Annotated in this window: 20 protein-coding genes and 3 pseudogenes; 4 read left to right on the plus strand and 19 right to left on the minus strand. The window is 67.7% G+C overall.

Going from position 1 to position 24,307, the window contains the following annotated elements; translation table 11 throughout:
* A partial coding sequence (locus tag VGX25_RS19135) for a helix-turn-helix domain-containing protein (RefSeq protein ID WP_326919190.1) occupies nt 1-544 on the plus strand: 544 nt, incomplete at its 5' end.
* On the opposite strand, the gene VGX25_RS19140 is transcribed toward VGX25_RS19135, so the two are convergent.
* The 9 genes and pseudogenes from VGX25_RS19140 to VGX25_RS19175 form a co-directional block, all read right to left on the minus strand.
* Nucleotides 541-741 carry a helix-turn-helix transcriptional regulator gene (locus tag VGX25_RS19140; protein WP_326919191.1) on the minus strand — a complete coding sequence of 67 codons (201 nt, stop codon included), beginning with the start codon at nt 739-741 and terminating at the stop codon, nt 541-543. The two genes, VGX25_RS19135 and VGX25_RS19140, sit on opposite strands and share 4 nt — an antisense overlap.
* Nucleotides 742-876: 135 nt before the next feature.
* Nucleotides 877-1,434: a hypothetical protein gene (locus VGX25_RS19145; RefSeq protein ID WP_326919192.1), complete on the minus strand. Its 558-nt coding sequence runs from the start codon at nt 1,432-1,434 to the stop codon at nt 877-879.
* Between the two features lie 474 nt (nt 1,435-1,908).
* Nucleotides 1,909-2,508, minus strand: coding sequence for an RICIN domain-containing protein (locus VGX25_RS19150; protein ID WP_326919193.1), 600 nt, complete (start codon nt 2,506-2,508; stop codon nt 1,909-1,911).
* A 54-nt stretch (nt 2,509-2,562) separates the two neighbouring features.
* Complete coding sequence (locus VGX25_RS19155; protein ID WP_326919194.1) at nt 2,563-3,132, minus strand: hypothetical protein; 570 nt, start codon at nt 3,130-3,132, stop codon at nt 2,563-2,565.
* 115 nt (nt 3,133-3,247) lie between these two features.
* Nucleotides 3,248-3,484 (minus strand): hypothetical protein, encoded by a 237-nt coding sequence (locus tag VGX25_RS19160; protein WP_326919195.1) that lies wholly within the window; start codon nt 3,482-3,484, stop codon nt 3,248-3,250.
* 219 nt (nt 3,485-3,703) lie between these two features.
* On the minus strand, nt 3,704-4,540 hold the full coding sequence (locus VGX25_RS19165) for a WD40 repeat domain-containing protein (protein WP_326919196.1): 837 nt from the start codon (nt 4,538-4,540) through the stop codon (nt 3,704-3,706).
* Nucleotides 4,541-4,612: 72 nt separating this feature from the next.
* A pseudogene (locus VGX25_RS35715) lies at nt 4,613-4,825 on the minus strand (hypothetical protein); the annotation flags it as partial.
* A gap of 5 nt (nt 4,826-4,830) precedes the next feature.
* Nucleotides 4,831-7,428 (minus strand): annotated as a pseudogene (locus VGX25_RS19170) (NACHT and WD repeat domain-containing protein); the annotation flags it as partial.
* A gap of 450 nt (nt 7,429-7,878) precedes the next feature.
* Nucleotides 7,879-8,658 carry a transposase family protein gene (locus VGX25_RS19175; protein WP_326919210.1) on the minus strand — a complete coding sequence of 260 codons (780 nt, stop codon included), beginning with the start codon at nt 8,656-8,658 and terminating at the stop codon, nt 7,879-7,881.
* Between the two features lie 96 nt (nt 8,659-8,754).
* Here VGX25_RS19175 and VGX25_RS35720 point away from each other — a divergent pair, with 96 nt between their 5' ends.
* The gene (locus VGX25_RS35720) at nt 8,755-9,123 is read left to right on the plus strand and encodes a cupin domain-containing protein (protein WP_414635874.1); all 369 of its coding nucleotides are present in this window, start codon (nt 8,755-8,757) and stop codon (nt 9,121-9,123) included.
* 17 nt (nt 9,124-9,140) lie between these two features.
* Here the strand turns inward: VGX25_RS35720 and VGX25_RS19180 are convergent, their stop codons facing one another.
* The 6 genes and pseudogenes from VGX25_RS19180 to VGX25_RS19210 form a co-directional block, all read right to left on the minus strand.
* Nucleotides 9,141-11,762 carry a collagen-like protein gene (locus VGX25_RS19180; RefSeq protein WP_326919198.1) on the minus strand — a complete coding sequence of 874 codons (2,622 nt, stop codon included), beginning with the start codon at nt 11,760-11,762 and terminating at the stop codon, nt 9,141-9,143.
* A 745-nt stretch (nt 11,763-12,507) separates the two neighbouring features.
* Complete coding sequence (locus tag VGX25_RS19185) at nt 12,508-12,888, minus strand: hypothetical protein (RefSeq protein WP_326919199.1); 381 nt, start codon at nt 12,886-12,888, stop codon at nt 12,508-12,510.
* A 389-nt stretch (nt 12,889-13,277) separates the two neighbouring features.
* Nucleotides 13,278-15,674 (minus strand): MFS transporter, encoded by a 2,397-nt coding sequence (locus tag VGX25_RS19190; protein WP_326919200.1) that lies wholly within the window; start codon nt 15,672-15,674, stop codon nt 13,278-13,280.
* A 4-nt stretch (nt 15,675-15,678) separates the two neighbouring features.
* Nucleotides 15,679-16,935: an ATP-grasp domain-containing protein gene (locus tag VGX25_RS19195; protein ID WP_326919201.1), complete on the minus strand. Its 1,257-nt coding sequence runs from the start codon at nt 16,933-16,935 to the stop codon at nt 15,679-15,681.
* A gap of 1 nt (nt 16,936) precedes the next feature.
* Nucleotides 16,937-18,252: pseudogene (glyA, locus tag VGX25_RS35725) on the minus strand (serine hydroxymethyltransferase).
* Between the two features lie 171 nt (nt 18,253-18,423).
* Nucleotides 18,424-19,281: a hypothetical protein gene (locus VGX25_RS19210; RefSeq protein ID WP_326919204.1), complete on the minus strand. Its 858-nt coding sequence runs from the start codon at nt 19,279-19,281 to the stop codon at nt 18,424-18,426.
* 224 nt (nt 19,282-19,505) lie between these two features.
* Between VGX25_RS19210 and VGX25_RS19215 the strand changes: the two genes are divergently transcribed.
* Nucleotides 19,506-20,339 carry an ISAs1 family transposase gene (locus VGX25_RS19215; protein ID WP_326919211.1) on the plus strand — a complete coding sequence of 278 codons (834 nt, stop codon included), beginning with the start codon at nt 19,506-19,508 and terminating at the stop codon, nt 20,337-20,339.
* A 459-nt stretch (nt 20,340-20,798) separates the two neighbouring features.
* Here VGX25_RS19215 and VGX25_RS19220 read toward each other — a convergent pair whose 3' ends face one another.
* Nucleotides 20,799-21,770 carry a winged helix-turn-helix domain-containing protein gene (locus VGX25_RS19220; protein ID WP_326919205.1) on the minus strand — a complete coding sequence of 324 codons (972 nt, stop codon included), beginning with the start codon at nt 21,768-21,770 and terminating at the stop codon, nt 20,799-20,801.
* A gap of 34 nt (nt 21,771-21,804) precedes the next feature.
* Nucleotides 21,805-22,116, minus strand: coding sequence for a hypothetical protein (locus VGX25_RS19225; RefSeq protein ID WP_326919206.1), 312 nt, complete (start codon nt 22,114-22,116; stop codon nt 21,805-21,807).
* Between the two features lie 737 nt (nt 22,117-22,853).
* Here VGX25_RS19225 and VGX25_RS19230 point away from each other — a divergent pair.
* Nucleotides 22,854-23,099 (plus strand): hypothetical protein, encoded by a 246-nt coding sequence (locus VGX25_RS19230; protein ID WP_326919207.1) that lies wholly within the window; start codon nt 22,854-22,856, stop codon nt 23,097-23,099.
* Nucleotides 23,100-23,348: 249 nt separating this feature from the next.
* Here VGX25_RS19230 and VGX25_RS19235 read toward each other — a convergent pair whose 3' ends face one another.
* Together VGX25_RS19235 and VGX25_RS19240 are read right to left on the minus strand one after the other, a co-directional pair.
* Nucleotides 23,349-23,648, minus strand: a complete 300-nt coding sequence (locus VGX25_RS19235) for a hypothetical protein (protein WP_326919208.1) — start codon at nt 23,646-23,648, stop codon at nt 23,349-23,351.
* 4 nt (nt 23,649-23,652) lie between these two features.
* Nucleotides 23,653-23,802, minus strand: a complete 150-nt coding sequence (locus VGX25_RS19240; RefSeq protein WP_326919209.1) for a hypothetical protein — start codon at nt 23,800-23,802, stop codon at nt 23,653-23,655.
* Between the last annotated feature and the right edge of the window lie 505 nt (nt 23,803-24,307).

Below are 24,307 nucleotides of genomic sequence, written 5' to 3' on the forward strand. Positions count from 1 at the left end.
GCGGGGGGCGCTCGCCGGCCGCCGACTGTCCATTCAGGATGGTATGCGGACCCTGGTCGCCGGGTACCTCAGGGAGCTGGTCAAACCTACCGCCGAATACCGCGGCGGCGATGCTACCGGCCTGGCCACCTGCACGGTGGACCTGGCGGCGGCGCTACTTGCGCACGAGCTGGACCGCGCGGACGCGCTGCCACCGGAAACCCGCGATCAGGCACTGCTGCTGCGGATACTCACGTTCATGCGGGAACGGCTCGGCGACCCCGACCTGTCCCCGGACATGATTGCCGCGGCCCACTACATTTCCACGCGATATCTGCACAAACTGTTCCGAACCCAGGACCTGACCGTCGCTGCCTGGATACGCCACCAGCGCCTCGCGCGTTGCCACCGGGACCTGGGCGATCCCGTTAACGGGTCCCATCCCATCCACGCGATCGCCAGCCGATGGGGCTTCACCGACAATGCCCACTTCAGCCGCCTTTTCCGTAGCACGTACGGAATCTCACCCAGCGACTACCGCCGGCTTCGTGCTGGTGGGGCCTAACGCTGGCTGCCTGTCTGGGGGTCCAGGGCCGCGGCCAGGTCGGTGCGGCCGGTGATGCACAGCTTCTGGTAGGTCTGGCTGAGGTGGCTTTCGACCGTCTTGATGGTCAGGAACATGGCTTGGGCGATCTGCTTGTTGGTGCTGCCCGCGGCTGCCATGGTGGCGACGCGCAGCTCGGTCGGGGTCAGTGCGTCCACTCCGGACGATCGGGTCCGACGGGCTTCCCGCTGGCGGCGACCAGCTCGGCGCGGGCCAGGTCGGCCAGCCTGGCGGCGCCGCAGGTGCTGGCCGTGTCCATGGCGCGGACCAGCGCCTCGCGGGCACCGGCCCGGTCATTGCGGCGCCCCTGCGGCGGACGTGGCGGCGACTGCTTCGACCACAGGTTCTTCGCCCACAAACGCGCTCATGCCGAGAGGAATGTGTTCAACTCGCGGCGACACGTTGAAGCCGGGTACCGACCGAGATCTGTCTGGCTGAGATCCGCGATGGATTTCTGCGGTCTGTGGGGTCCTCCGGATTCTCTGCACTGTCAAGTTGGGGTCCTGGGTGTGCGGGGTGCGTTGGGTGGTTGTAGCCATCCGGTCACGCGGAGCACCTCGGCTGCCGTCAGCGATGGGACGATCATGGTTATCGACCACGTGGTCGTCTACGCCGGTTTGCTCGAGCTTGTTGATCAGGTCGGTGGTGGGGTCGAGGTACCACTGGGGATCCCGGCCGGCCTCTTGGGATCGGATGCGAGCTTGCAGAACGTTCAGCGGCGCTCGGAGCCGGACGACCGTGATGTCGGCGCCGGGCACCGCGGTGCGGATGGGGTCGAGCAGGCTGCGGGTTTCGAATACCCGGCACAGCAGCAGCCGGCCCGCGCCGGCCTCGGCGAAGTGGGCCCACATGCATCGCGGTGGCCAACTTGTCCGAGACGATCGGTCCTGGCAGCGATCCGACCTGGGCGCCGGCGGGCGATACAGCGGACGGGACTACTACAACCAGCGGCGGACCCAGCCGAGTATCGTTGACACCAGGGGCAAGGTTCTTCGGTTGCCCGCCGGAGCACGGAAGGTCGCCTTCAGATGCGACTCCGTAGTGCGATCGACGTTCCGGTGGGTGTTACGCCGAGCGGCGTCGTGACGACCTTCCTTGTAAGGCTCGCCAGGCTACATTGAGCAGTTTCCAACTGCTGGCCGGCAATGCACGAGCCCAGCTAACCTTATTGAACGGATCGAAGATGAGAACGAGGGCCGAACCTGGGTCCGGGGAAGATCCAAGCCCCGGGAAGGACTGGCCGTCGTGCGGCTGAGCGGTGAGCAGACCGGAGTCCCCCGTCGTCCGGTGTTGCCGTTGGCGGGGGACTCCGTTGGCGGTGATGGTCAGCCGATCCACCAGTTCTGGTTGTCGTTGAGGATGTGGCAACCCCACTGTTGGATGATGGCGCCGTCGTTGCCGCTGCCGTTCGCCAGGTCCAGGCACTTGTCGGTGTAGTACGGGTGCAGCTCGTAGTACTGGCCGCCGCCGTTCACCGGCTTCCAGGTCTGGCTGTTGGCCCCGTAGCACGTCCAGGTGAAGACCAGCTGGGCGTCGCCGCTGCCGTTACCGAACAGGTCGAGGCACTTGCCCGTGGCGTAGTTGGAGATCGGCCCGACTGAACCGGGGTCGAGCAGCCACCACTGGCTCGCGCCGCCGTCGCAGGTCACCTGGGTGATGGCCGTGCCGTCACCGGATCCCCACGGAGTCAGGCACTTGCCGGACGCCTTGTTGATGATCCGGTAGTAGCCTGCGGTCGCCGGTGTCGGCGCCGTTGGCGGTGTGACCGCGGTCGCCGCGGTGGCCGGCGGAGCGCTCGGGGTGGCGTTGTCCGCTGCGCCGGTGGACGCGGATGCCGCCTCGGCGGAGACAACGGCCAGCGTGATCCCGGCGGCGATCGCGTACATGCGGAACCGGCTGGCCCGCCTCCGTTTGGTTGTGAACATGCTGACAATTTCCTTTCGTGTTGTTCCTTCTCCGATTTCCCTATGCATGCGCGCTCACCCCGGAATCGTCATGGTGCCGAGGCTCACGGCATAAAGGGCGCTTGGTGTCTGGCCGCCCGCGCTGGCGCCGTCGCCGACCAAGACCCCGTCCTCGATTCGCAGGTTCGTGAGGCTCTGCGAGCCGCCTCCCCAGCTCAGCGCGACGAGCGTGACCGTGACGGATTGGGTGGTCGGGTCGGCTGTGATGTGCAGGCCGAGTGAGTCGCGCCGGGCAGGGTCAAAGGGGTAGGACGACGTGGAGTAGCGCCGGTCGTTGAAGTATTGGCTGAGGGTTCCGTTGACTTTGTTCGGGCTGTTGCTCGGCTCTGCCAGGAAACCTTCCGCGTAGCTTGCGATACCGGAGGTCTGGGCACCGTCGGGTCCGGTCGCCGGCTGGATGGACACCATCGACGCGGTCAGACCGCGGGAAAACGGAACCGTCCAGTCGAGGTAGTGCCGTACGTGGTCGTATACTGGATTGCCGGCGATCGAGTTGGGTGGATCGGTGCCTGCGGTGGCACCGAGCGACCCGATGCTCATTGCGGTGGCAAGGACAACGGCGAGGGGAGAACGTCGTCGTAGCATGAGACTTCCTTTCGGGGTGTGGTGGACACGCGGCGTCGCCGCGTTTGACCGGTAATGGGCGAGCGGATTCGGTGCGACTCGCCGGCACGCGGGTCACATCGGTGTGATGTCGGGGTTAGAAGGCGCCGGGGTAGGGAGTGGAGGAGCGGTTCTGCCCGGTGTAGGTGCCGGCGAGGAGCCGGATCCGGTTGGCCCGGGACAGCGTCCCGGTGGGAATCCGCCGCCATGCCTCAGCAACGGTGGCCAGGGGCGTCGATCGGGATGTCCCGCTGTTGCCGGCGGGGCTGACCCAGATGTCGGTGAACACCGGAGTTCCCGCGTCGTAGTGCGGCTCACCCCGTACGTGGCTCACATCGGTCAGCTCCGCAGGCCCGCACGTGCTCGTGATCGCCTGCCCTGAAGCAACCGGTCCCACGACGCCGAAAGCCAAGCCCACCGCTGCCACTACAGCCGGTCGCGCCTTTCGCATTCCCGCCTCCCATGCCGTGTACGTCAAGCCGTGACGGTAGGTTTCGGCGGGTTGTCCAGCGCCTATATCCGCCGCTGGACAATGAACAACAAACAATCCGGCTCACCGCTGGTGGAGGAAGACCTCGCGCTCCTCGACGGTCAACTCGCGGGTACTGCGCTGCTCGGCGAGCACGAGAACCTGTTCGATCGGGATGCAGATCTCGCACAGCCACACGCGTACGGTGCCGTCAACACCGGCGCTGGCCACCCGCTGGCCGTCGGGACTGACGGCGATCCCGTGCACCGGACCGCTGTGGCCGCGGACAACCAGGGCGGCGGTCCCGTGCCGGGAATCCCAGATGCGCTCGGTGCCGTCCACGCTGGCACTGGCGACCCAGCGCCCGTCCGGGCTGAAGGTCACTCCCGGCACCGGACCACCGTGGCCGCGCAGCAGCATGGGCTGGTGCGCTGGGTTCGGCTCCCAGATCCGCACGGTGCCGTCGTACCCGCCGCTGGCGAGCCGCCGCCCGTCGGGGCTGAAGGCCACTGCGCCCACCGGTGCGCGGTGGCCGCGCAGCTCCACCAGCTGTTGACCGGTGGCCGGGTCCCATATCCGCACGGTTGTGTCCTCACCGCCGCTGACCACCCGCCGCCCGTCCGGGCTGAACTCGGCCTCGTAGACCGGGCCGGTATGACCCCGCAGTATGGCCAGCATGGCTCCGGTGGCGGCGTCCCAGACGCGCACCGTCCTATCACCGCTCGCCGTGACCAGCGCCCGACCGTCCCGGCTGAACCCGACGTCGAAGACCGTCAGCTCGTGTCCGCTCAACACCAGCGGCGCGTGGACGCCCATCAGGTCCCACACCCGGACCGTCCGATCGTCGCTGGCGCTGGCCACCCACCGCCCGTCCGGGCTGAACGCGGCCGCGTACACCGCGCCGGTATGTCCGCGCAGCACGCCAAGGCCGCTGCCTTTGACACAGTCCCAAATCCGCACCGTGCGGTCGTCGCTGCCGCTGACGACCCGGCTGCTGTCGGGGCTGAAGGCGAATCCTCCGCCGACCGACGCCTCGTGACCGCGCAACTCCACCGCACCGCCCGGGCCGGTGGGCTCCCAGATCCGCACCGTGCCATCGTCGCCGACGCTGACCACCGTTTCCCGTCGGGACCGAACGCGACACCCCGGACCGGGCCGTTGTGGCCGAGCAGCACCACCGGCCGGCCCGCACCGGTCGAATCCCATACCCGGACGGCGTTGTCGTCACCGCCGCTGACCACCCGCCGCCCGTCCGGGCTGAACGCCACGCTGCCGGCCGGTCGGTCGTGGCCGAGCAGCACCACCGGTTGGCCGGTGCCGGTCTGGTCCCAGATCCGCACCGTGCCGTCGTCGCTGGCGCTGGCCACCCGGCCATCGGGCGCGAACGCCACACCGTGCAACCCGGCGTCGTGGCCGCGCAGCACCACCGGTTCCGCCCGGCCGGGTTCCCAGATCCGCACGGTGTGGTCGCCGCCGCTGGCCATGCGACGCCCATCGTGGCTGAACGCGACCGCGCCGACCGCACCGGTATGGCCGCGAAGCTCCGATACGGCGGTGCCGGTCAGGCCGTCCCACGCGCGTACGGTGCCGTCGTCGCTGGCGCTGGCCAGCAGTCGGCCATCGGGGCTGAACGTGACATCCCGCACGGTGTCCCGGTGGCCGCGCAACATCACTGGTTCGGCCGTGGCGAGGTCCCAGAGCCACACGACGCTGTCGGTGTCGCCCGCGGCCAGCCGTCGCCCGTCCGGGCTGAACGCCACCGCCGTCATCGGGACGTCCTGGCCACGCAGGACGGCGGATGCATGGGCCGCGTCGACATCCCAGACGCGGACCGTGCCGTCGTTGCCGGCGGTGGCCAGGCGGCGACCGTCGGGGCTGTATTCCACGGCCCAGACCGGGCCGTCGTGGCCGCGCAGTGTGACCCGGACGCGAGAGTCGAAAACCGCTTGCCGTAGCGCGGTTTCGGCCTCCGCGGTGGGCTCGATCGCGAACGCCTGCCGCGCCAGCAACAGACTCAGCTCCGGATCGATGGACAGTTGCGCCGCAGAACTGGTCGCCAATTGCCGCGACAGCGCCACATCGCGTTGATCATCGGCCCGGTTGCGCTGGACCACGGCGAGTAGGGCCAGGACGCTGATCGCGACCAGCGCCAGGCTCAGGCCGCCGACCGTGAGGCGAACTCGGCGGCGCCGGGCGGCGTGGTCCCGGAGTTGCCGTTGCCGGCTGGCGGCGAGGAAGGCCTGTTCCAGGTCGTTGAGGCCATTGAGAGGACGGTCCTGCCAGGCCGCCAGGCGAGCTCCGCGGTAGAGGAAGCCGTCGTCGCGGCCGTTCGCCTGCCATTCGGTCGCTGCCTCGGTCAGGCGGCGATGCAGGCGCAGGCCCTCGCGATCCTCGGTGAGCCAGCCGCGCAGCCTCGACCATTCTCTGATCAGCGCCTCATGCGCGACCTCCACGATCTGCGCACCCACTGTGAGCAGGCGAGCCTGAGCCAGGCGATTGAGCACCTGCTGCGCCTCTTCTCGGTCGGGACCGGTGAGCAGCTCCGACCTGTAGACCGGCCTACTTGTGTCCTCAGTGGACTCTCCGAGCGCGGTCAGGCGCACGAACATGTTCCGGGCGATGCGCCGCTGCTCGGGGCTTAGCGGCTGATAACTCTGCTCGGCCGTGCGCCCGATCGCGCCCTGGACACCCCCGGCGGTCTGGTAGTCGGCCACGGTCAGGGTGTTGCCCCGGCGGCGCCGCCAGGTCTCCAGCAACGCGTGCGACAGCAACGGCAACGCGCCGGGCCGGCCCTGCACCTCGGCCAGGATGAGGTGCACCAGCGCCGGCTCGACCCGCAGACCCGCCCGCGACGCCGGTTCGACGATCGCCCGCTGCAACTCGTCCCGGCTCATCGGGCCGATCAGCACCTGATGATCGCGCAACGCGTCGACCAGCGCCGGGTAATCCGCGCACCGCCCGTAGAAGTCGGCCCGAACACCGAGCACGACCCGGGTCCGTCCGCTGGGGCTCGTGGCGGTGCCGAGCAGGGCTTCGACGAACCGGGCCCGCTCGTTGGGATCCGAGCAGAGGGTGAACAGCTCCTCGAACTGATCCACGATCACCAGTGCCCGGGCCGCCGATGAGCTGGTGATCAGTGTCTGCCGGAGCGCGAGATCCAGGGTGCCGGGTTCGGTAGCGAGATCATTGTGCAGCGAACCGGGGGAGATTCCTTGGAGTGAAGCCACCTGGATGGCCAATTCCGCCAGCGGGTGCGGGCCGGGCGTCATCAGCACCGTCGGCCAGTCCTGGCTTCCGGGCAACCTGCCGGCCCGCACAGCCGGCAGGAGCCCGGCGCGCAACAGCGAGGACTTTCCACTTCCCGAGGCGCCGAACACGGCCAGGAACGGCGCGTGGCGCAGCCGCGTCACCAGCTCTTCGACCAGCCGCTCACGCCCGAAGTACCATTCGGCCTCGTCGGGCTGATAGGACTCAAGGCCGCGGTACGGCGCATTCTCGACCGACTCCGCGGAATCGCCTTCGCCGGTTCCTTCTCCGTTTTTCTCCAGCGCCGACTGCACAGCCAGCCAACGAGATTCCCATTCGTCCCGGTTCCCGTTACATGCCTCGACATAGGCCCGCGTTACCTGCCAGGTGGGCAGCTTCTCGCCGCCGGCCGCTTCGGACAATGCGGTGACCGAATAATGCGCACGTCGGGCCATCTGCCGGTAGCTCGGGTTACCTGCGTGTCGGCGCAACTGCCGTAGCTCGTAAGCAAATCTTTGCAACGGACCGGCGTCCGGGTCCACCGGGCGCTCCGGGCGTCCCATCTCAGCCTCCTAGATCAAACGTCCCGGTTGATCAATAGCAGGAGGGCCGGTTGATAATTGTCCAGCAATTGACAACTTCGCTACGCTGCCGGACAACTCATCTCTCGACTATACCTAGGACCTGTGAACGCCGCGCACCGACGGGCGGCAGGGAAATGATCGCTAATTGCCGGACGAGATTGATCTTCCACCCCCGGCCGCGTCGGCGAACTGCCCCGTTGCCCAACAGGCCCGGACTCGATGTCAAGGTGTGGCAGCCGGAAGGCGCCATGGTCCCGGTGCAGCGGAGCTGCCGCTGGGCTCGACGGAAGCTCTCCGGAGCCCGTCACCGACGGCTCACCTGGCGGAAGGCCGCATACGGCGGCATGTCGTGTTTTCGCTGGTAGGTGGTTACCGTCGAGGGCCTTCCGTCGCCAACTCCGCCATACCGTCTTGCCCCACTGAGCCCTTTCATCCGGTGGTGACTTCGTGGTTCTGTAGCACGTGGATGGCTTTGGCCAGTCGGCCGGCGCGGTGGGGGCAGCAGCGTAGCTTGCGGAGCACGCGCCAGGTCTTGAGTTGGGCGTTGGCACGTTCGCCGGGTCCACGCAGCCGGGCGTGGGCCCGGTTGGCGTCGGTCTGGGACTGTGGCTTGTTGCGGCCCTTGTACGGGGTGATCACGTGGTGGCTGGTGGCGTCGTAGCCGTGGTAGCCCTTGTCACCCAGGGCGATGAGGCCGGCGTCGCGCAGCGCGGCGAGGATGTTCCAGATCCGGGCGGCGGCGGTGTTATGGGTGCTGCCGGGCAACGGACCGGATACCCACAGGATCGTCCCGTCCGGCGAGGCGATGACCTGCAGGTTCATCCCGTGCAGCTTGTGCTTGCCAGAGTAGAACGGGCGATCGGCGGCGATGCGGTCGACCGGGATCAGCGTGCCATCGATGATCACGTAGGCCATGCCCTGGCGGTTGGCCTGCCGTAGCGCCTCCCGCAGCTTGGGCGCCCGCGCCGCCAGCAGTTCCACCGCCTCGTTCACATACCGCCAACAGGTCGTGGTGGACACTCCGAACCCGGCGCCGACTTCGGCGAACGGTTCCCCTTTGCGCAGATACACCAGCACCAGCAGGGCTTGCTGGCCCGGGTTGAGCGCCCGCCACACCGAGCCGATCTCTCGACGATGAGCGCGGATCAGGCCGGAGGTGAAGGTCAGGGTCCGATGTGACAACGGCAGCGCGGCACGGTAGAACAACACGTGAAGCCCCTGGTGATGCAGAACGATCTTAGTCGATAGCTTTGCTACCAGGGGCTTCACCACATCCGGCGCCGACGCGCCGATGATCATCAACCTGTGATCAGCAGGAAGCCTTGCCCACCAACACATCCGCATCAGGATGAAAATGGTTCACTTTCTCACCTCCCAGCGGGCTCCCGGGCGCAGGCTCACGTGCATGCCGGACACGAATCCGCCGTGGCCGTCATTTCCGGACAGGTCGATGTCTGGTACGGCGACCGTCTACGCGAGCACGTCCTCATGCGGAAAGGTGACTGCCTCTACATCCCCGCCAATGTTCCGCACATCCCGGTCAACCGCGGCACCATGCCCATGGTCGCCCTCATGGCGCGAACGGATCCTCGTGAGCAGGAAAGCGTTCGGCTCATTGACCTGCCTGGTCACCTAGGTGAGATAGGAGCAATACCTATCGCCGCCGCCACATAGTGAGCCCCGTCGTGGGCTCACTTCTTGATCTTGGCCGCGGTCGGGTTGCGGTACTTGTACCGGATCGCGATATCTACCTGGGACAATCCAGAGAGGTCCAAGCCGGCGTTGGCCGCCGCCTGCTGAGTGATGTCGATCCGCCACGTGGTGATCGGGCTGCGACCCCAGAACTGCTGCTTGTCCGGGTTGTCGAGCTGATCCAGATCGGTGGGCGCCGTGGTGGCCGACACGCTGTTGGCGCGGGATGGTGCCGTCACGTGGACAAGTGTCTTGTCCTGCCGCCGGTTCGTGGCATCGCCACCGTGCTGCAGCGTGATCGGGACCCAGGTGTGGTTCGCCTTCGTCGTGGCGCCGATCAGCGCGAGCTCGACCCGGACGATCTTCAACTCGGTGTGGTCGTCCGGCAGTCCGGCCAGCGATACCGGGAACGACGCGGTTCCCGAGCTCTTCAGGCTGGCGAGCACCGTCGGGTCGGTGCTGGTCCAGATCCAGTCGGCCTCGCTGAGGGTGCTCCAGTACGAGTCGTAGGCCACGCGCAGCAACACCGGCTGTAGCTGCGCCAGCGACGCCAGGTAATCCTTGAGCAGAGGGGTGACCCGGCCGTCATCGCCGCGTTCGAGTGCCGCGAAGGTGTTCTCCTCCAGGTCGGGTGCGACATGGCCGTAGTCGAACCGGAAGCTCGGCGCCTGCGGAGGGGCGGCCAGCGTGTAGAGATCGTAGGCGCGGGTGAGCCGGAAGCCGTACTCGGTGAAAAAGTCTACATAGGCCTGGAATTGGCGGAGCAGCCCGCGCGCGGCCCTGCCCAGCTCGCGCATGTCCTGCTCCCAGGCGCCGCCGAGGTTCTTCAGCAGGTGCAGATCAGCCTGGTATGTGTTGACTTTCTGCTCGGCACTGCGCACCGCCAGCGCGGCCTGCTCGACGTCGAGACCGCGCATATTGACTTGGAAGGCCGCCTCGATCTGCTGGGCGAGCAACTGGCGCTCGGCCGTGTCGAACTCATCGTCGACCTTGGCGGCGGCGAGCTCCTCCAACGCCTTGGCCTTGTCGATGAAGTCCTTGGTCTTCTTGATGGCATCGCTCAGCGCCCCGGTCACGGCCTTGCCGTGCTGGGTCAGCTTCGGATCGAACGGATTGCTGAGGTCGACCACGTCGGTCGTGCCGTCCTGATACACGCTCGCCTCGCGCGCCGCGATCCCGAGCAGGGCCATGTAGGCGGCGATCGACGTGCCGCCCGAGTAAGCTGCCGCCGCGATGGCCGCGATGGCACCGATCGCGGCGCCGACGGTGGTCCAGAACCCGCCCAGGTCCATCGCCGCCGCCCGCCGGTCGGCCTTGATCTGCTTGATCTTCTCGCCGATCGCGGCAAGCTGCTTGGTCGCGAACTCGTACTGCGCCTGAGCCTGCTCGGCTTCGTGCTGCGCCAGCTGCAGATCGGCCTGCACTGAGAGGAGCATCCCTTCCGCGTGCCCGATCTGGGTCTCGAGCACATCCTTCTTGTTGCCGGTTCCCTTGATGTGCAGCAGAAGCGCCAGCGTGACGTCGAACAGGTGATCCCGCTCCCCGGCGTAGTCGGTGATGAAATCCTCGTAGTACGAAAAGTCCGGCCGCAGATCGTGCTGGTATCCCACGCCGATGGGCGTGAGTCCGCTGTCCAAGAAGGACAGCAGCTGCGTGGCCCTGGCGTGGTCCGGTACCAGGCGCAGCGCCGAGGCGAACTCCCGCCGGGCGTAGACCCGGTTGTTCTTCGCGAGCGGGGAGTACGACCGGAACAGGTGATCGCCAACGCGGACCCGGTAGTCGGCCCACCGGAAGCACCGGTCCGAGTCGAGCGTGGACTTCAGCTGCGCCCACCAGTTGTCGACGGTCAACTTGGTGCTGGTGATCGTGCCGGCCTTCCCGGCCTGCCCCGGCTTCCCCGGAGTTCCGGGCTTTCCGTTCGCGGCGGGCGGACCACCGGGTTTGCTGATCCAGCCGCCGCCCGAGCCGCCGGATCCGGCGGCGCCGGCGACGCCAGCGGGTCCGCCGCCGGCGTCGAGCCCCAACCCGGTTGCCGTCATGAACTTCACGACGATCGCGGCACCCGCACCGCCGGTGCCACCATTTCCTCCGAGCCCACCGTTACCGCCCTTGGTGGGGTCCATGACGGCGTCCGACTTCGGGCTCTCCGCGCCATCGTCGCCCCGGCCCCCGGCGCCCCCGGCGCCACCAGCTCCACCCGCGGCGCCGGCGGAGGTCAGGTGGACATTGCGGACCTCCTGGGCCAGCAGGGTAATCGGAGATCCGGCGCCGCCCGCGCCGCCGTTCCCGCCCGGCTGGCCGGGACCACCGGGCGTGCTCTTCGTCGCATCCCAGTTCGCCCTGCCCGGTGTACCGACCTTTCCGGTGACGCCGGCCGTGCCGGGCTGCGCCGGTGTGGTCTTGATCCCGCCGCCCTTGCCGTCATACACGTCGGCGATGAGGATCAGTGGAAATCCGGAAACCGCCAGGGTGACGTTGCTGTCGTGCACGATCTCCCTGGCGATGAAGTACAGCGGTTTCCCGACCTCCAGCATGTTCGAGTCGAGCCGGTGTTTGATCTCGAGTTGAAGCTCGGACAGGAACTCTTTGGTGATCTGGATCCGGTCCCGGATATAGATCATGGGCAACGGGATCCTAGGCCTCGGGATACTTCCCTGAGCCTCGATTGTCTTCGCTGATGTCATTGCCGACTCCTCCACCGACCGATCGGGGCATACCAACCGCAACCGACCATGCCGGAAACAAGCCGTCACACGGTTGACGGCGCGCGCACACCCGTTGCCGATCCGCGCACCGCAGCCGTTCAGGTGTGCAGTCGGGCGGCCGCTGATGACCATGCGGCTGGGTTGGCGCGGGTTCGTAGCGGTGGGTGGGTTGTGTGGTGCGTATCAGGGCGCGCAGGGAGGCGAGGTCGTCGGGGACGGCGCCTGAGGCGCGGGTTTGGATCAGGGCGTTGCCGAGGGTGGTGGCTTCGACCGGGCCGGCGAGGACGGGGAGACCGCAGGCGTCGGCGGCTAGGAATTCGGCAACGCCCGTCGATGCCGATCGGCCGCCGCATGGCCTCGGAGGCCAACCCACCTTGGGGCCCACCACGTGGGCACCGTCGTCGACGCGTAGCGCCGCCCAGCACCACTGCACGCGGTAGGCGTCCGTCAGCGTCAGCCCCGGCCGACGTCGACTTAGCAACTCCACGGCCGTCGGTGACGCTCCGCCAGGCACAGGCGCTCGGCTTCCTCCTGGATCCACCGGTCACCCGGCCCAGTCATGAGGGCAGACATGCCGTGTGCTCCTCCGTGTGCCGGCGACCGCACGCTGCTCGGTCAGCTGCACGGCAGCCGCGTTGATGAGGTCGAGGTTCCCCGCGTACTACGGATGCGGCCGCCTTCGGCGGTCACCTCGACGCCGACGCCTACCCCGACCCTTGGCCACCGTGACGGAGGGGACCGCGAAGCCAGGAGCGAACGGCCGCACCGGCCCGGCCGCCGCGTGGACCGCCGCCCGGATCGGGTCTGGTTCGGCGCCGCGCACCAGCGCCGTGATGACCAACCGAAACGGTGGCGCAGGTGTGGCCGGGCTGAGATTGGCCAGCACCTTCACCTCCGCCGCGCCGGTGAAGGCGCGAAGCGCGGCCTCCGTCGTCTCCAGGTAATGGTCCAGGTTCCGCCGCGTCGCCCGGCCGGCGCTGGCGCTCGCCGCGGTACAGACGACCTCGACATAGTCGATCGTGAATCCCCTGGGCGATGGCATGTAGCAGGGGGATCACCGCTTGGCCGCCGTTGACGGTGGGCACGACCATCGTTCCGAGTTGAGCGGGTGTCAGGATCGTCCCTGTGGGCAGACATGACCAGTGCTCGGCGTGGCAGTCCGCGTCCGAGGCATCGAACACCACCTCAACCGGCAGGCCGGACTCCACCAAGGCCCGCACTCCGCCGATAGCGGTCACGCAGCCCATCTCAGCCGCACATCCAGGCCGCGCCGCGGGTGACTGTTCACATTGGACATGAGGAGCACGTGCTGACTCCGCGGTCCCCGACAGTGCCGAGCGCGACCGGCTCTGGCACGACGTGGTGCTCGCCCGCGCGCCCTTCTTCGCCAAGTACGAACGAAAGCCGGCCGCGTCCTCCCTATCGCCCTGCTCACCCGCCCGGCCTAGCAACCGCTCGCCAGTGCCGGGGCACGTCGAGGCCGTCGCCGCCCACCGTGTCCGCCCACTCGGCGAACCGGCCGGCATTCCAACGCAACCAGCCGCCGGCCGGCTCAGCACCGGGCACCGCGACCGCAAAGAGGGATCGCGGCCGGGCGCCCCGGCCGAGCTTGGCCGGGTACGACTCGCGGCCGAGATGGACACACCGAAACCGGTGCAGATAGGCCCAGATCAGCGGTTGATAGAAAAGCAGATTGAAATACTCCCCCGAATTCGTAAGAGCCTGGTAGTCAAACCCGACGAGACGCCCGTGCAACGTCTTTCGCCACGCATAGAACAGGGACAGCGCGACAAGTGCTCCGCGCCGGCGCGCGGTGAAGACCACGCTGTGCGGATCGAGCCGATCGGCCTGGGCGCGCAGCGATTCCCGGCACGCCGCCGCGTCCTCGTCGTGGCCGTAGCGCTGCTGCACGTTCGCCACCAGCGGGCCGGACTCGTACCAGCAGTCGCCAAGTCGCTCGACACCCACCTCGTAGCCCGCCTCGGCAAAGATCCGCATCTCCTTGCGCACCTGGTACGCGCGCCGCGAGCCGAGCCAGCACAGGTAGTCCTCGAACCGCTCGCCGACGACCGGTATCGCGGTGTCGACGCCGTGCAGCAGCGGCCTCGTGGTCGGATCGGCATGGTGCAGTGCCGAGGCGGCGTGCCCGCTCAGATACAGGAACAGCACGCCATCGAGGCCAAGCCCGCCGGCCAGTGATCCGGCGGCGTCCAGCAGGGTGGCGAGAACGGCGCCCGTCCTGCTCTCGTCGAGGGTGGGATCGACGAGCACCTCGTTGACATATCCCCGCCGCGTTCCGGCCAGCAGGAACCGGCCGGGCAGCCCGTCGGAGAAGATGCGCCCGGCCATATAGTCCACATTGGACTCATGCCGCACGAGGTACAGCGGAAGCGCACCGGCCAACTGCCCGTGCGACCGGACGAGCAGATAGTAGACGTCGGCGCCGGCGTTTCCTTCGACATAGCCCAACCAGTCATGCGACAGGTAGAACGAGCTCGCGCCGGACAGGCCGTTCCAGGCCGCGGGATCCACATCATTGATCGTGCGGACCAACTCGACGCGGAGGTCGCCCATGAGCGCCATGACACCGTGCATATCACGCCCCTTCCACGCTGGGGAGTCGCTGTTTGGGCCCGCGCGCCACCGTGGCCGGCAACCGGTGCCCGGCCACAAACAGGATGGCGCCGAGCAGAATCCACCCCGGCGGGCCCAACGCAGGCACAGCTCCCCCAGCAGTACCGGGGCCACCGCACGTTCGACGCCCCGCCCCAGGGCGAACATGGCCTGATACTGCCCATGGGCGTCCTCATCGGCCAGCTCGAAACTTAGTGCGAACGAGGACGCCGCCTGCCACAGCTCGCCGAGCGTGTGCACGAGCACGGCAGCGTACAGCACCGCGACGGTCACGCCGGCGTGTGTGAAATGCGCACTACCGAACAACGCCGTACTCACCAGGAAAACGGCGCCGGATCGCCGGCCGAGCACGGCCGCGGCGGTGACCGTGGCCGCCGCGTTGGCCATGGGAACCTGCAGGACCGCGACGAGCACGGCACTGGTGGCGAACAGAACCGAGATGAGCCAATGCGGTGCGTCCGTGCCGTAGACGATCCACAGCGGTAGCGCGTAGGCGAGCACCTCGTACTGCAGGGCGAGCACGCCGTGCAGCCCGGTGACCGCCAGATAACGCCGATCTTTTGTGGCGGTCAGGATGCTCTTGCGGTTTTCGACGCGCACCGGGGGCACCCGCGCGGTGCGCAGCAACACCAGCGCCGCGGCCGCGACGACGCCGGCGTGCAACATCAGCAGCGTGACGTACGCGCCGTAGCTGCCGGCGGCCAGAAACGGGGTGGCCAGCAGGCTGCCGGTGGTGAGCCCGACGTTGGTGGCAGATCTCAGATATGCCTGCAGCCGCACCCGCGCCCGGCCCCCGATGGCCGCAGTGAGCGCCCCGAGGGCCGCGTGCAATCCGCGATCACCGATCTGAACCAGGGCCGTGCACACGTACAGGACCGGGACGGTGGGCCAGAGCACCAGCCCGAGGGTCGCGGCGGCGCGCAGGGCCAGCAGCGCGACGCTGACCTCGCGTGGACCGAGCCGGTCGGCCAGGTGTCCCAAGGGGAGCGTCGTGATCAGGCTGAGCACGCCGGCGACCGTCAACAGGACCGAGGTCTGGACGATCGACAGGCCGACCCCGCGGGTGAGGAACAACGTGTAGCCGGTGACGAACAGCGCGGTCCCGATGGTGTTGAACAGATCGGAGATGATCAGCGGCCCGGCCCCGCGCGGCGGCCGCAAGCTGTCGCGGTAGCGGAACCTCCCGGCGGACATGGGGCTAGGCGCCGGGCGATGCCGTGGTCACGGCGTCCATGTAGCGGGGTCGAATCCGGGTGATGTGCCGGGACAGCACGCGATCGACATCGTCGCGGTCCCACCCCTTGGCTAGGACGTGGCCGAGGTACGACTCGTTGCTCAGCTCGGCGCCGACCGTCCGGGGCGTGCTCGCGACCCGCACGTCGACCATGGGGTCGTCGTCCTCGGCGGTCACGTCGATGCGGGAGACGGTGCCGGCGCGTTCCGGTAGCAGAAACCGGATACCCGCACACCCGTGCGGCCGCGCCTGGCGCAGCAGGGCGTCGGCCTCTCCCAGGTGAGCGGCGAGGTGCAGGTCCACGAGACCGATCCCGAGGACATATCCGACGAGATCGTGGATCCGGTTGCCGGCCGGCCGGGGGTTGATCTCGATCAGGAACACCTTTCCTTGGTGCACCCGGAACTCGGCGTGGACCAGGGTGTGGCGCAGGCCAATGGTGTGCAGGCAGGCACGCAGCTCGGCCAGAATGTGCTCGGCGAACGACGGCTCGAAGCGGTGGGGAAAGACATGGCCGACCTCCACCGGAAATCGGCCGCGGAATAGTTCCTTGGTGGTGAACCCGATCAGCTCCCAGTCCTCCCGGGCGGCGCTCCACACCAGCTCCGCGCTGAACTCCTCGCCGGGCAGGACCTCCTCGACGATCCCAAGCGGCAGCAGCCGATAACCACGGCCGTTCGGCCGGCCGGTCACGGCTCGCAGGCGGCGCATCGCGTGGCCGAAATCCGCTTCATCACGGCACATCGTGACGCCGACCCCGGCGGCCTCGTCCACCGGTTTCACGACGCACGGGTACGCGAGCGGGCAGGACTCGGCGGACAACCCAACGGTCGAATAGGCGACCTCCCACCGGGTTCCCTCCAGCGCCTGCCGCCATTGATCCTTGTAGCGGACGCGCAGCAGCGCGGAGACGGGTGGGTGATGGGCCAGACCGAGATACTGGGCGACCAGTGCGGCCTGTACCACGCGCAGCTCATCAAAGGCGAGCACCGCAGCATAGTCTGTCCGGCCCGCGACGACGCGTAACATGCTGATCGGGTCGAACGTCTCCACCACCGACACCTCGTCGGCGACGTGGACCGGGTTGACCTCGTGGTGGTCGTATTCGCTCGGCTGTCGGCACAGAAAATGCGTGCGGAAACCCATGGTCTTGGCCAGCCGCATCGCCTCTGTGCCGTTGCCGGCGCTGTTGGTGTCGACCACGAGAATCGTGCCACCCATGTCAGCTCCGCGACGCGGGATGAGGAGAGTAGATCGGGAAGGCCGCCGCCAGGTCGCTGACAACCCGCCGAACGGCACGGCCATTCACGGCGCTGTCGCTATTCCGCTCGAGCCCGTCGAGGACGTCGGCGATCGCATCGGCGACGGTTTCCAGCTCGCGGGTGGACATGCCGCGCGTGGTGACCGCGGAGGTGCCGAATCGCAATCCAGACGTGGTGGCCGGGCCGCGGGTGTCGCCGGGCACGAGATTTCGGTTACAGGTGATGCCGACCGCCTCAAGGCTTCGCTCGGCAATGTGGCCGGGCGTGCCTCGGCCACGCAGGTCGACGAGAACCAGCGGGGTGTCGGTGCCTCCGGTGACGATGTCGTAACCACGGTTGCGCAGGACGCGGCTCAATGTTCTGGCATTCTCGAGAACGGCCGCCGCGTAGTCGGCGAACTCAGGCCGCAGGGCCTCTCCGAACGTGACCGCCTTCGCGCAGATGAGCTCCGGCAACGGGCCACCCTGAATTCCCGGGAACACCGCGGCGTCCAGCCGCTCACCGAGTTCGGGATCGTCGGACAGGATCAACCCGCCTCGGCAGCCCCGCAGGTTCTTGTTCGTTGTCGTGGTGACCACGTGGGCGTGGGAAAAGGGCTGGCGTACACACCGGCGGCCACCAGGCCGGCGATATGGGCCATGTCGACCAGCAGGTACGCCCGCACGGAATCCGCGATCGCGCGTAACCGGGCGAAGTCGATCGAGCGCGGGTACGACGAGCCGCCGGTAATGATGAGCCGTGGCCGGATGCGCCGCGCGAGCCCTTCGACCTCGTCATAGTCGATGAGGCCGGTCTCGGCACGCAGACCGTAGGACGCCACGCGGAACCACCGGCCGGATACGTTCGAGCGAAGGCCGTGGCTTAGGTGCCCGCCGGCCTTCAACGCCAGGCTCAACACCGCGTCCCCCGGTTCGAGCAGCGCGAAGAACACGGCCTGGTTCGCCTGCGTCCCAGAATGGGGCTGAACATTGGCGTACCGGCAGTCGAACAGCTCACCCGCACGCTCGATCGCCAACCGTTCGATGTGATCCAAGTTGATCATGCCGGCATGCATGCGCCGGCCCGGATACCCTTCTATCGACGTCAGGCAGGCAATCGATGAGTGCGCTTCATAGACCGCCCGGCTCATGTAGTTCTTGGGCGCGATCAATTCCAGCTGCGACCGTTGACGCTCCTCCTCGGCCGCCAGGTAGCCGGCCACCGCGGAATCCCGGTCGACCAGGAAACCGGTGAACGTCGTCGGGTCAGGGGGCCGCAACTCCGTATCGAGAGTCATGGACCTCAAGTTCATCGGGCACACCCTTCAGGAAACGGCCGTTGGTGAGTGGCTTGTCGACAAGGTGCTCATGGAGAGTTCGCACGGCGGAATCCGCGTTCGCGCTGTCCACCTGAACAACGATCCGGTCCCGCGCGGACCGCAGCGATCGGACTGGAAGGCCGCGAGTGCTCAGCGCCACCCGTACCGGGACATCCAGCTCGGGTCCGGGCGACCGGCCGTTGAGCACGGTGATCGATGTCTGGCCGGCGCCCATGGATTCCAGCCGCCGGTGCGCGATGCACAGCACGGCCCGGTCGGCTTCCGCGCCGGCCGGGCGCGGACCCAGGTGCCGCCCTCGTCGTGGAAGCTCGACCGCACGTGCAGCGGCACACCGAAATCGCGGGCCATGCGGGCCGCCCGGAGTTGCATCACGGCGGCGCCCGCCTCGGCGATGCGGATCAGGTCCGGATAGCTGACGACCGCCAACCGCCGCGCACCGGGCACCACACGCGGGTCGGCCACGCACACACCGTCGACGTCGGTGTAGATCTCACAGTGCGGAGCCCCGAGCGCGGCCGCGAGCAGCACGGCCGTGGCGTCCGATCCACCGCGTCCCAGAGTGGTGACGTCACCGTCGCGGTCGACGCCCTGGCATCCGGCCACCACGACCACCTCGGGCCGGCACAGCCGCTGCAGAAGCTGATCCGGTCGCACCGCCCTGGCCCGCGCGACGCCGTACGGGCCGTGCGTGTGGATACCCGCCTGCCAGCCGGGAAGCGCCGATGCCGGCACGCCAAGCTCGCGTACTGCCATCGCCATCAGGGCCGCGCTGGCCAGTTCACCGGTGGCCATCAACAGGTCGAGCTCGCGGGCGGCCGGAGTGGCGGAGACCCGGTGGGCGCGCCGGATCAGTTCGTCCGTTGTCGATCCCGTTGCCGACACCACCGCGACCACCTGCCGGCCCAGGGCCCCGGCAAAGTCGTAGTTGGTGTCCGGGTTGAGGTGGTTGGTGTAGACGCGCCGGTGCTGGAGGTAGCAGGGCGGCATGACTGGTTCGGAAGATCATCGAGGTTCCCAGACCCGTTGATCATCTTCCGAAGTGAGTCATGCCCGCGTCGCCATCATCCCTGATCGCCTCGTTGTCGCACCTACCGGCCGGACTGGACCCAACCGGACTCGGCCCGGCAGAGGTGTCCGCTGACCTGCCGGCCGCGCTGGCCGACGTACCCGATCCACGCGCGCGGCGCGGGATCCGCCACCGCCTCACCGTGGTGATCACCGCAGCCGTCTGCGCGGTCGTGGCCGGCTGCCGCTCCTACACCGCGATCGCCGAATGGGTCGCGGACCTGCCCGCCGACACCGCGATGCTGCTGGGGATCGATCCCGACCGGCGACCGTCCGAATCGATGATCCGCAGACTCCTACAGACCGTCGACCCGGACCTGCTCGCCGCAACAATCGGCAGATGGCTGGCCGCCCGCACACCCGCACCCGAGCCGGGGTCCAGGCAGGCGATCGCATTGGACGGCAAGACAATGCGCGGCTCACGCTCGCGCACCGCCGCGGCCCGGCACGTCCTGGCCGCCGCCGACCAAGCCACCGGTGTCGTGTTGGCTTCCACCGATGTCGACAGCAAAACCAACGAAATCACCCGCTTCGACACCCTGCTCGACCAGATCGGTGACCTACGCGGCGTCGTCGTCACCGCCGACGCGTTGCACTGCCAGCGCGACCACGTCGCCTACCTCACCGGCCGTGGCGCACACTGGATCCTGACCGTCAAAGGCAACCAGCCCATCCTGCACCAGCAACTGGCCGGCCTACTCTGGCAGCACGCGCCCGAAGCCGACCGGGACACCAACCGCGGACACGGTCGCCGCGAGATCCGCACCCTGAAGATCCTGTCCGTCGCCACCGGCATCCAGTTCCCCCACGCGGCACAGGCGATCCAGATCCGACGCCGCCGACGCCGCCTCGACCAACCCAGACGCTTCACCACCGAAACCGTCTACGCCATCACCGATCTCCAAACACACCAAGCCAAACCGTGGCAGCTCGCCGACTGGATCCGCGGACATTGGTCGATCGAGAACAAGACCCATTGAGTCCGCGACGTCACCTACGACGAAGACCGCTCCCAGATCCGCACCGGCTCCGGCCCCCAAGTCATAGCCACCCTCCGCAACGCCGCCATCGGCGCCCTGCGCCTGGCCGGCATCACCAACATCGCCGCCGCCACCCGCCACCACGCCCGCAACGCCAACCGCCCACTGGCCCTACTCGGCATCACCTAACGACTTTGCCGGGGCCCTGCCTGCCGGCCGGACCGGTGTGCGGCCGCGAGCCGCGCCGCGGCGGAGCGAATGAGCGTGGTGTCGGCAAGGCTGGAGCCGCCGAACTTCATCACGACAAGATCGGGACTTCGGTCGCCGCGGACCCAGTCGTCACGCGCGCCGCCTCGCGTGGCTCGGCTCATGAGCCAAGGCTGGTGAAACCGCCCAGCGTCGTCCAGGCTTTGCGCGGCAGGGCAAAGCCCGAGGTAGATGGCTCGGGCCGCGGGCGGATCAGCCGGGGATTCGGCCGTTGAGCAGTGCGATGCCCAGGCCGGTGATGTGGTGGATGACCGATCCGCCGTCGCGGTGGCTGCTGATCAGACCCGCCTCGCGGAGGGCGGATGCCTGACGGCTCGCCGCCGGCACGGACAACCCGATTCGGCGCGCCAGATCGCTGGTTGTGCACTCGGACAGGCAGGATCTCAGCGCGGCGGCGCGCGTGTGGCCGAGCACCGCGGCCGGATCCGTCGCGATTTCCGGATCGCGCAGCCAGGCGATTCCCGGGTGTATCGGATACGCGAGCACGGGCGGCAGGTCCGCATTCCTCAGTGCGACCGGGTGATGGCGGCAGAACAGCGACGGAAGCAGGACCAGTCCGCGACCATGCAAATACAAGTCGAAATCACCCCCGTAGTCCATGATCTGGAGCACGGGCGGCTTCCATATCACCCGCGGATGCAACGACGAAAGCAGCCGCTCCGTTCCGCCCGTGAGCAGCGCGTCGGCCCGCCTGACCCTGTCGTTCTTGAACCAGACGTGTATCTGGTCCCGATATGGGGTTATCCCCACGTTGTGGTACGCGCACACGAGTTTCGCGAGTTGGGACAGCGCGTGCCGGTCGCCCGTGCCAAGCGTTTGGGTCCAGCCGCTCACCGGCTGCTGCCGGGCGAGGTGGGCGAGGTCATCTTGCAGGCGCATCCGTGGCGTGGAGAGCAGCCGATCGAGCAGGGTGTCGAAGTCGGTGTCCCCGCGGCCCGGAGTCAGGAAGTCGGGCGAGTAGCCCTTTGGCGGCGCCAGCTCAAATAACAACGGAATCGCTCTGGGGCATAACGAGCGTGTGCGCCGGCGCCAGTAGTCGAACGTCAGCGAAGAATCTCGCTCCTGGAGCAGATAGAGACTGGAGAGCACCTCCCATAGCGGATCAAACCGCTCGGCGATGGTCACCCGCAGCAGGTCCGCACTGGTGAAATGAATTCGCAGCATGCTGTACGCCCCCTATCCCCGAGCGGAGACTGGGTTACCGGAATTGTGCCTTCACCACGGCCTGGTAGGCCTGCGCCAATGCGCGCCGCGCGGTCGGGGCGGACGTCACGACCCAGGCGACGAAATCGGCGTTGGACCGCGGCGGGTTGTGGACCCGCGCACCCGGCGCGCCGGTCTCGCGGACCAGGTCGACCCGGGGGGACGTGGCGAGCTCGTCGAGGTTGGCGATGCCGGCGAAGGCCCTGCCGTCGGGCGGCCCGCAGACGCCGACGATCGCCGTGCCACCGTCGCGGGTGGGCCGCCACGGGGCCGGACGACCGAGCACGATCTCCACCACCTGCCGCACCGGATTCGCCCCGCAAGCGAACAGGCCGACGTTGACCTGCCGGCACCGGTACCCGCCACCCCATCGGGCGGGACGGCTCGTACTCGAGTCCGTACTCCTCCCGGTCGATCCGCGCCACGAACTCCACGAGCTCCTGGGCGCGTTGCTTCTCGAACAGCACGGTCTTGTGGTCGGCCATCCCCCTCCGGGATCAACGTCATGATGTAGTTGTGGCGTCCCGGCACCAGAGGAAGATCTGGCCCCCATGTGGAGGTCCTGGAAATGGGGCGTGACCACCATGTCGAGCGCCATGCGGGTGGGCATGGTCCGGTTGAAGCCCTGCTCGACGAGCAGTTCAAGGGCCCCCGGTTCGCCCGCTCGGCGTAGCCCTTTACTCCGACCATCTTTTCCTGCAGGCGCGGGTCATCCGAATTGTGCTTGAGGAACACGGTCGCACCGAGCTCGTACAGCCGCCAGACGGACAGGGGGTCGAGGTGATAGCCGCTGGCGAACAGCACGGTGGTCATGCCGAGGACGTGGATGTGCTCGACGGTCTCCCAGAAACCCGGGTCGATCATGGGTTCGCCGGCACCGGGAAACCCGACTGTGGTGGCATCGAGCTCCCGCACCTGGCTGATCACGTCTTTGCGCAGCTGGGTTGACATCTCCATTCGCCCGGGCACATCGCTGTAGCGGTCCGGCGTGCGGTCGCAGTAGAAACACTTGAGCTGGCACTCCCCGGTAAGGTTGAGGTCTAGGTGCAGCATCTGATTCTTCGCACGGGCGGCGGCGACAATGTCCGCGGAGTAGTCCGTGCCTATCGCCCACAGGTTCTCGATCCGTTCCCGAGCGGCAACGATGTGCGGAAGATTATGACGATCAACGTGGACATCGACGACCACGACGAGCTCCCCTCCCAGTCGACGGCCTTCGTCAAGAGACGATTACAACGCGGGGCAAAGAACACAGACGCGACAGATACTGGACAATACGAGGACAAATGACACGACAACGCATCGAGATCACCGAGGTCGGTTCGGTGTGCGATGTCTCCGCCGGCGAGTAGACGCCCTCGCCGGCGGCCACGCGCTGCACTCTAGCCACGCTGTTGCGACTGTGGGAATGGCAGTGGGACAGCGTCTCCCGGCAGGTTGCACACAGCCAGCGCTACGGCTTGCGCGGTACGTTCGCCAGAACCCAGGCCGCGCGAGCCCTCGCGGACCTGGGTGAACGCGATCTCGCGCTCCGCAGACTTAACGACTTAAGCGCAGCAGCGTTGAGCGGGACACCTGCGCGGCCAGGTGGCGGGTCATCCGGGCGCCCACTCGGCCGTCATGGGCGAGTCGGACCTTGATCGGCAGCGTCGCCAGCAGAGGGTTGCGGCGTTGATAGCGTTGGGCCAATCCATCGACTTGCTCGGCGAAGATCCTTCGTGGACAGCCTGCATTCAGACATCGGAACCTGCGCACCAGCAACCGGATGATCACTTCCCGGCCGCTGATGGCGTGGTCGGCCAGCCAGCGCTGATAGCGACTGTGCACCCGGCTCGACATCTGATCACATAGCGGGCAGGCGGCCCGAAGGACCACAGGTCGCGGCGTCGAACCGGATCAACCTGTCCGTCGCGACGACATCATCGATGCGGACGCTTCTCAGGTGCGGGAACAGCAGATGGAGCGGCTTGCCCGCAACATTGTTCAAGATCATGAACGCGTGTTACAGCTTTCCCTTGCACCACAACGGGATTGACACACTCACCATGATCATCAACTGAGCCAAGCCAGGATTCGGCTGCCGTTGACAGCGTCGTGCCGAATCCTAGGCCCGTGCGCGGCTATCAGTCTCGCCCAACTCGATTGCCGGACGTCGCCCGGCGTCCCAACATCCGCTCATGCCGCTGTTCGAGTGTCGGGGGTTTTGTTATTTCGGTCCCGGCCGAGCCACCTGATTCGCTCGAGCACCACTTGGATTGGGACGATGCTTCGGGTTGTCCAGCGGTGAGGTCGAGCGCGAGGGGTTCTGCTCGTGTTGGCTACGCGCGGTTGGTCACCGGTGACAATGGTGAAGCTGTCTGAGCTTGGCCCCGTTGGCCGGACACGTCGGGTGTGGGGTCAGTGATCTTGGTCTGACCCGGTGTGGAGGGCTTCAAACGTGATGGGGCTGTGCATTCCGATACTGGAGTGTCTCCGTTTCGGGTTGTACCAGCATTCTA

Origin of the sequence: Actinophytocola sp. (assembly GCF_035942955.1) — a bacterium.
Taxonomy (GTDB): Bacteria; Actinomycetota; Actinomycetes; order Mycobacteriales; family Pseudonocardiaceae; genus DASYTH01.

What these genes read in the sequence shown, in the direction of transcription:
- VGX25_RS19240 (WP_326919209.1), bottom strand. Translation starts at nt 23,802, where the DNA reads ATGATCTTGAACAATGTTGCGGGCAAGCCGCTCCATCTGCTGTTCCCG.
- VGX25_RS19190 (WP_326919200.1), bottom strand. Translation starts at nt 15,674, where the DNA reads ATGTCCGCCGGGAGGTTCCGCTACCGCGACAGCTTGCGGCCGCCGCGC.
- VGX25_RS19235 (WP_326919208.1), bottom strand. Translation starts at nt 23,648, where the DNA reads ATGTCGAGCCGGGTGCACAGTCGCTATCAGCGCTGGCTGGCCGACCAC.
- VGX25_RS19210 (WP_326919204.1), bottom strand. Translation starts at nt 19,281, where the DNA reads ATGCCGCCCTGCTACCTCCAGCACCGGCGCGTCTACACCAACCACCTC.
- VGX25_RS19145 (WP_326919192.1), bottom strand. Translation starts at nt 1,434, where the DNA reads ATGTGGGCCCACTTCGCCGAGGCCGGCGCGGGCCGGCTGCTGCTGTGC.
- VGX25_RS19185 (WP_326919199.1), bottom strand. Translation starts at nt 12,888, where the DNA reads ATGCCATCGCCCAGGGGATTCACGATCGACTATGTCGAGGTCGTCTGT.
- VGX25_RS19155 (WP_326919194.1), bottom strand. Translation starts at nt 3,132, where the DNA reads ATGCTACGACGACGTTCTCCCCTCGCCGTTGTCCTTGCCACCGCAATG.
- VGX25_RS19150 (WP_326919193.1), bottom strand. Translation starts at nt 2,508, where the DNA reads ATGTTCACAACCAAACGGAGGCGGGCCAGCCGGTTCCGCATGTACGCG.
- VGX25_RS19220 (WP_326919205.1), bottom strand. Translation starts at nt 21,770, where the DNA reads ATGCTGCGAATTCATTTCACCAGTGCGGACCTGCTGCGGGTGACCATC.
- VGX25_RS19180 (WP_326919198.1), bottom strand. Translation starts at nt 11,762, where the DNA reads ATGATCTATATCCGGGACCGGATCCAGATCACCAAAGAGTTCCTGTCC.
- VGX25_RS19195 (WP_326919201.1), bottom strand. Translation starts at nt 16,935, where the DNA reads ATGGGTGGCACGATTCTCGTGGTCGACACCAACAGCGCCGGCAACGGC.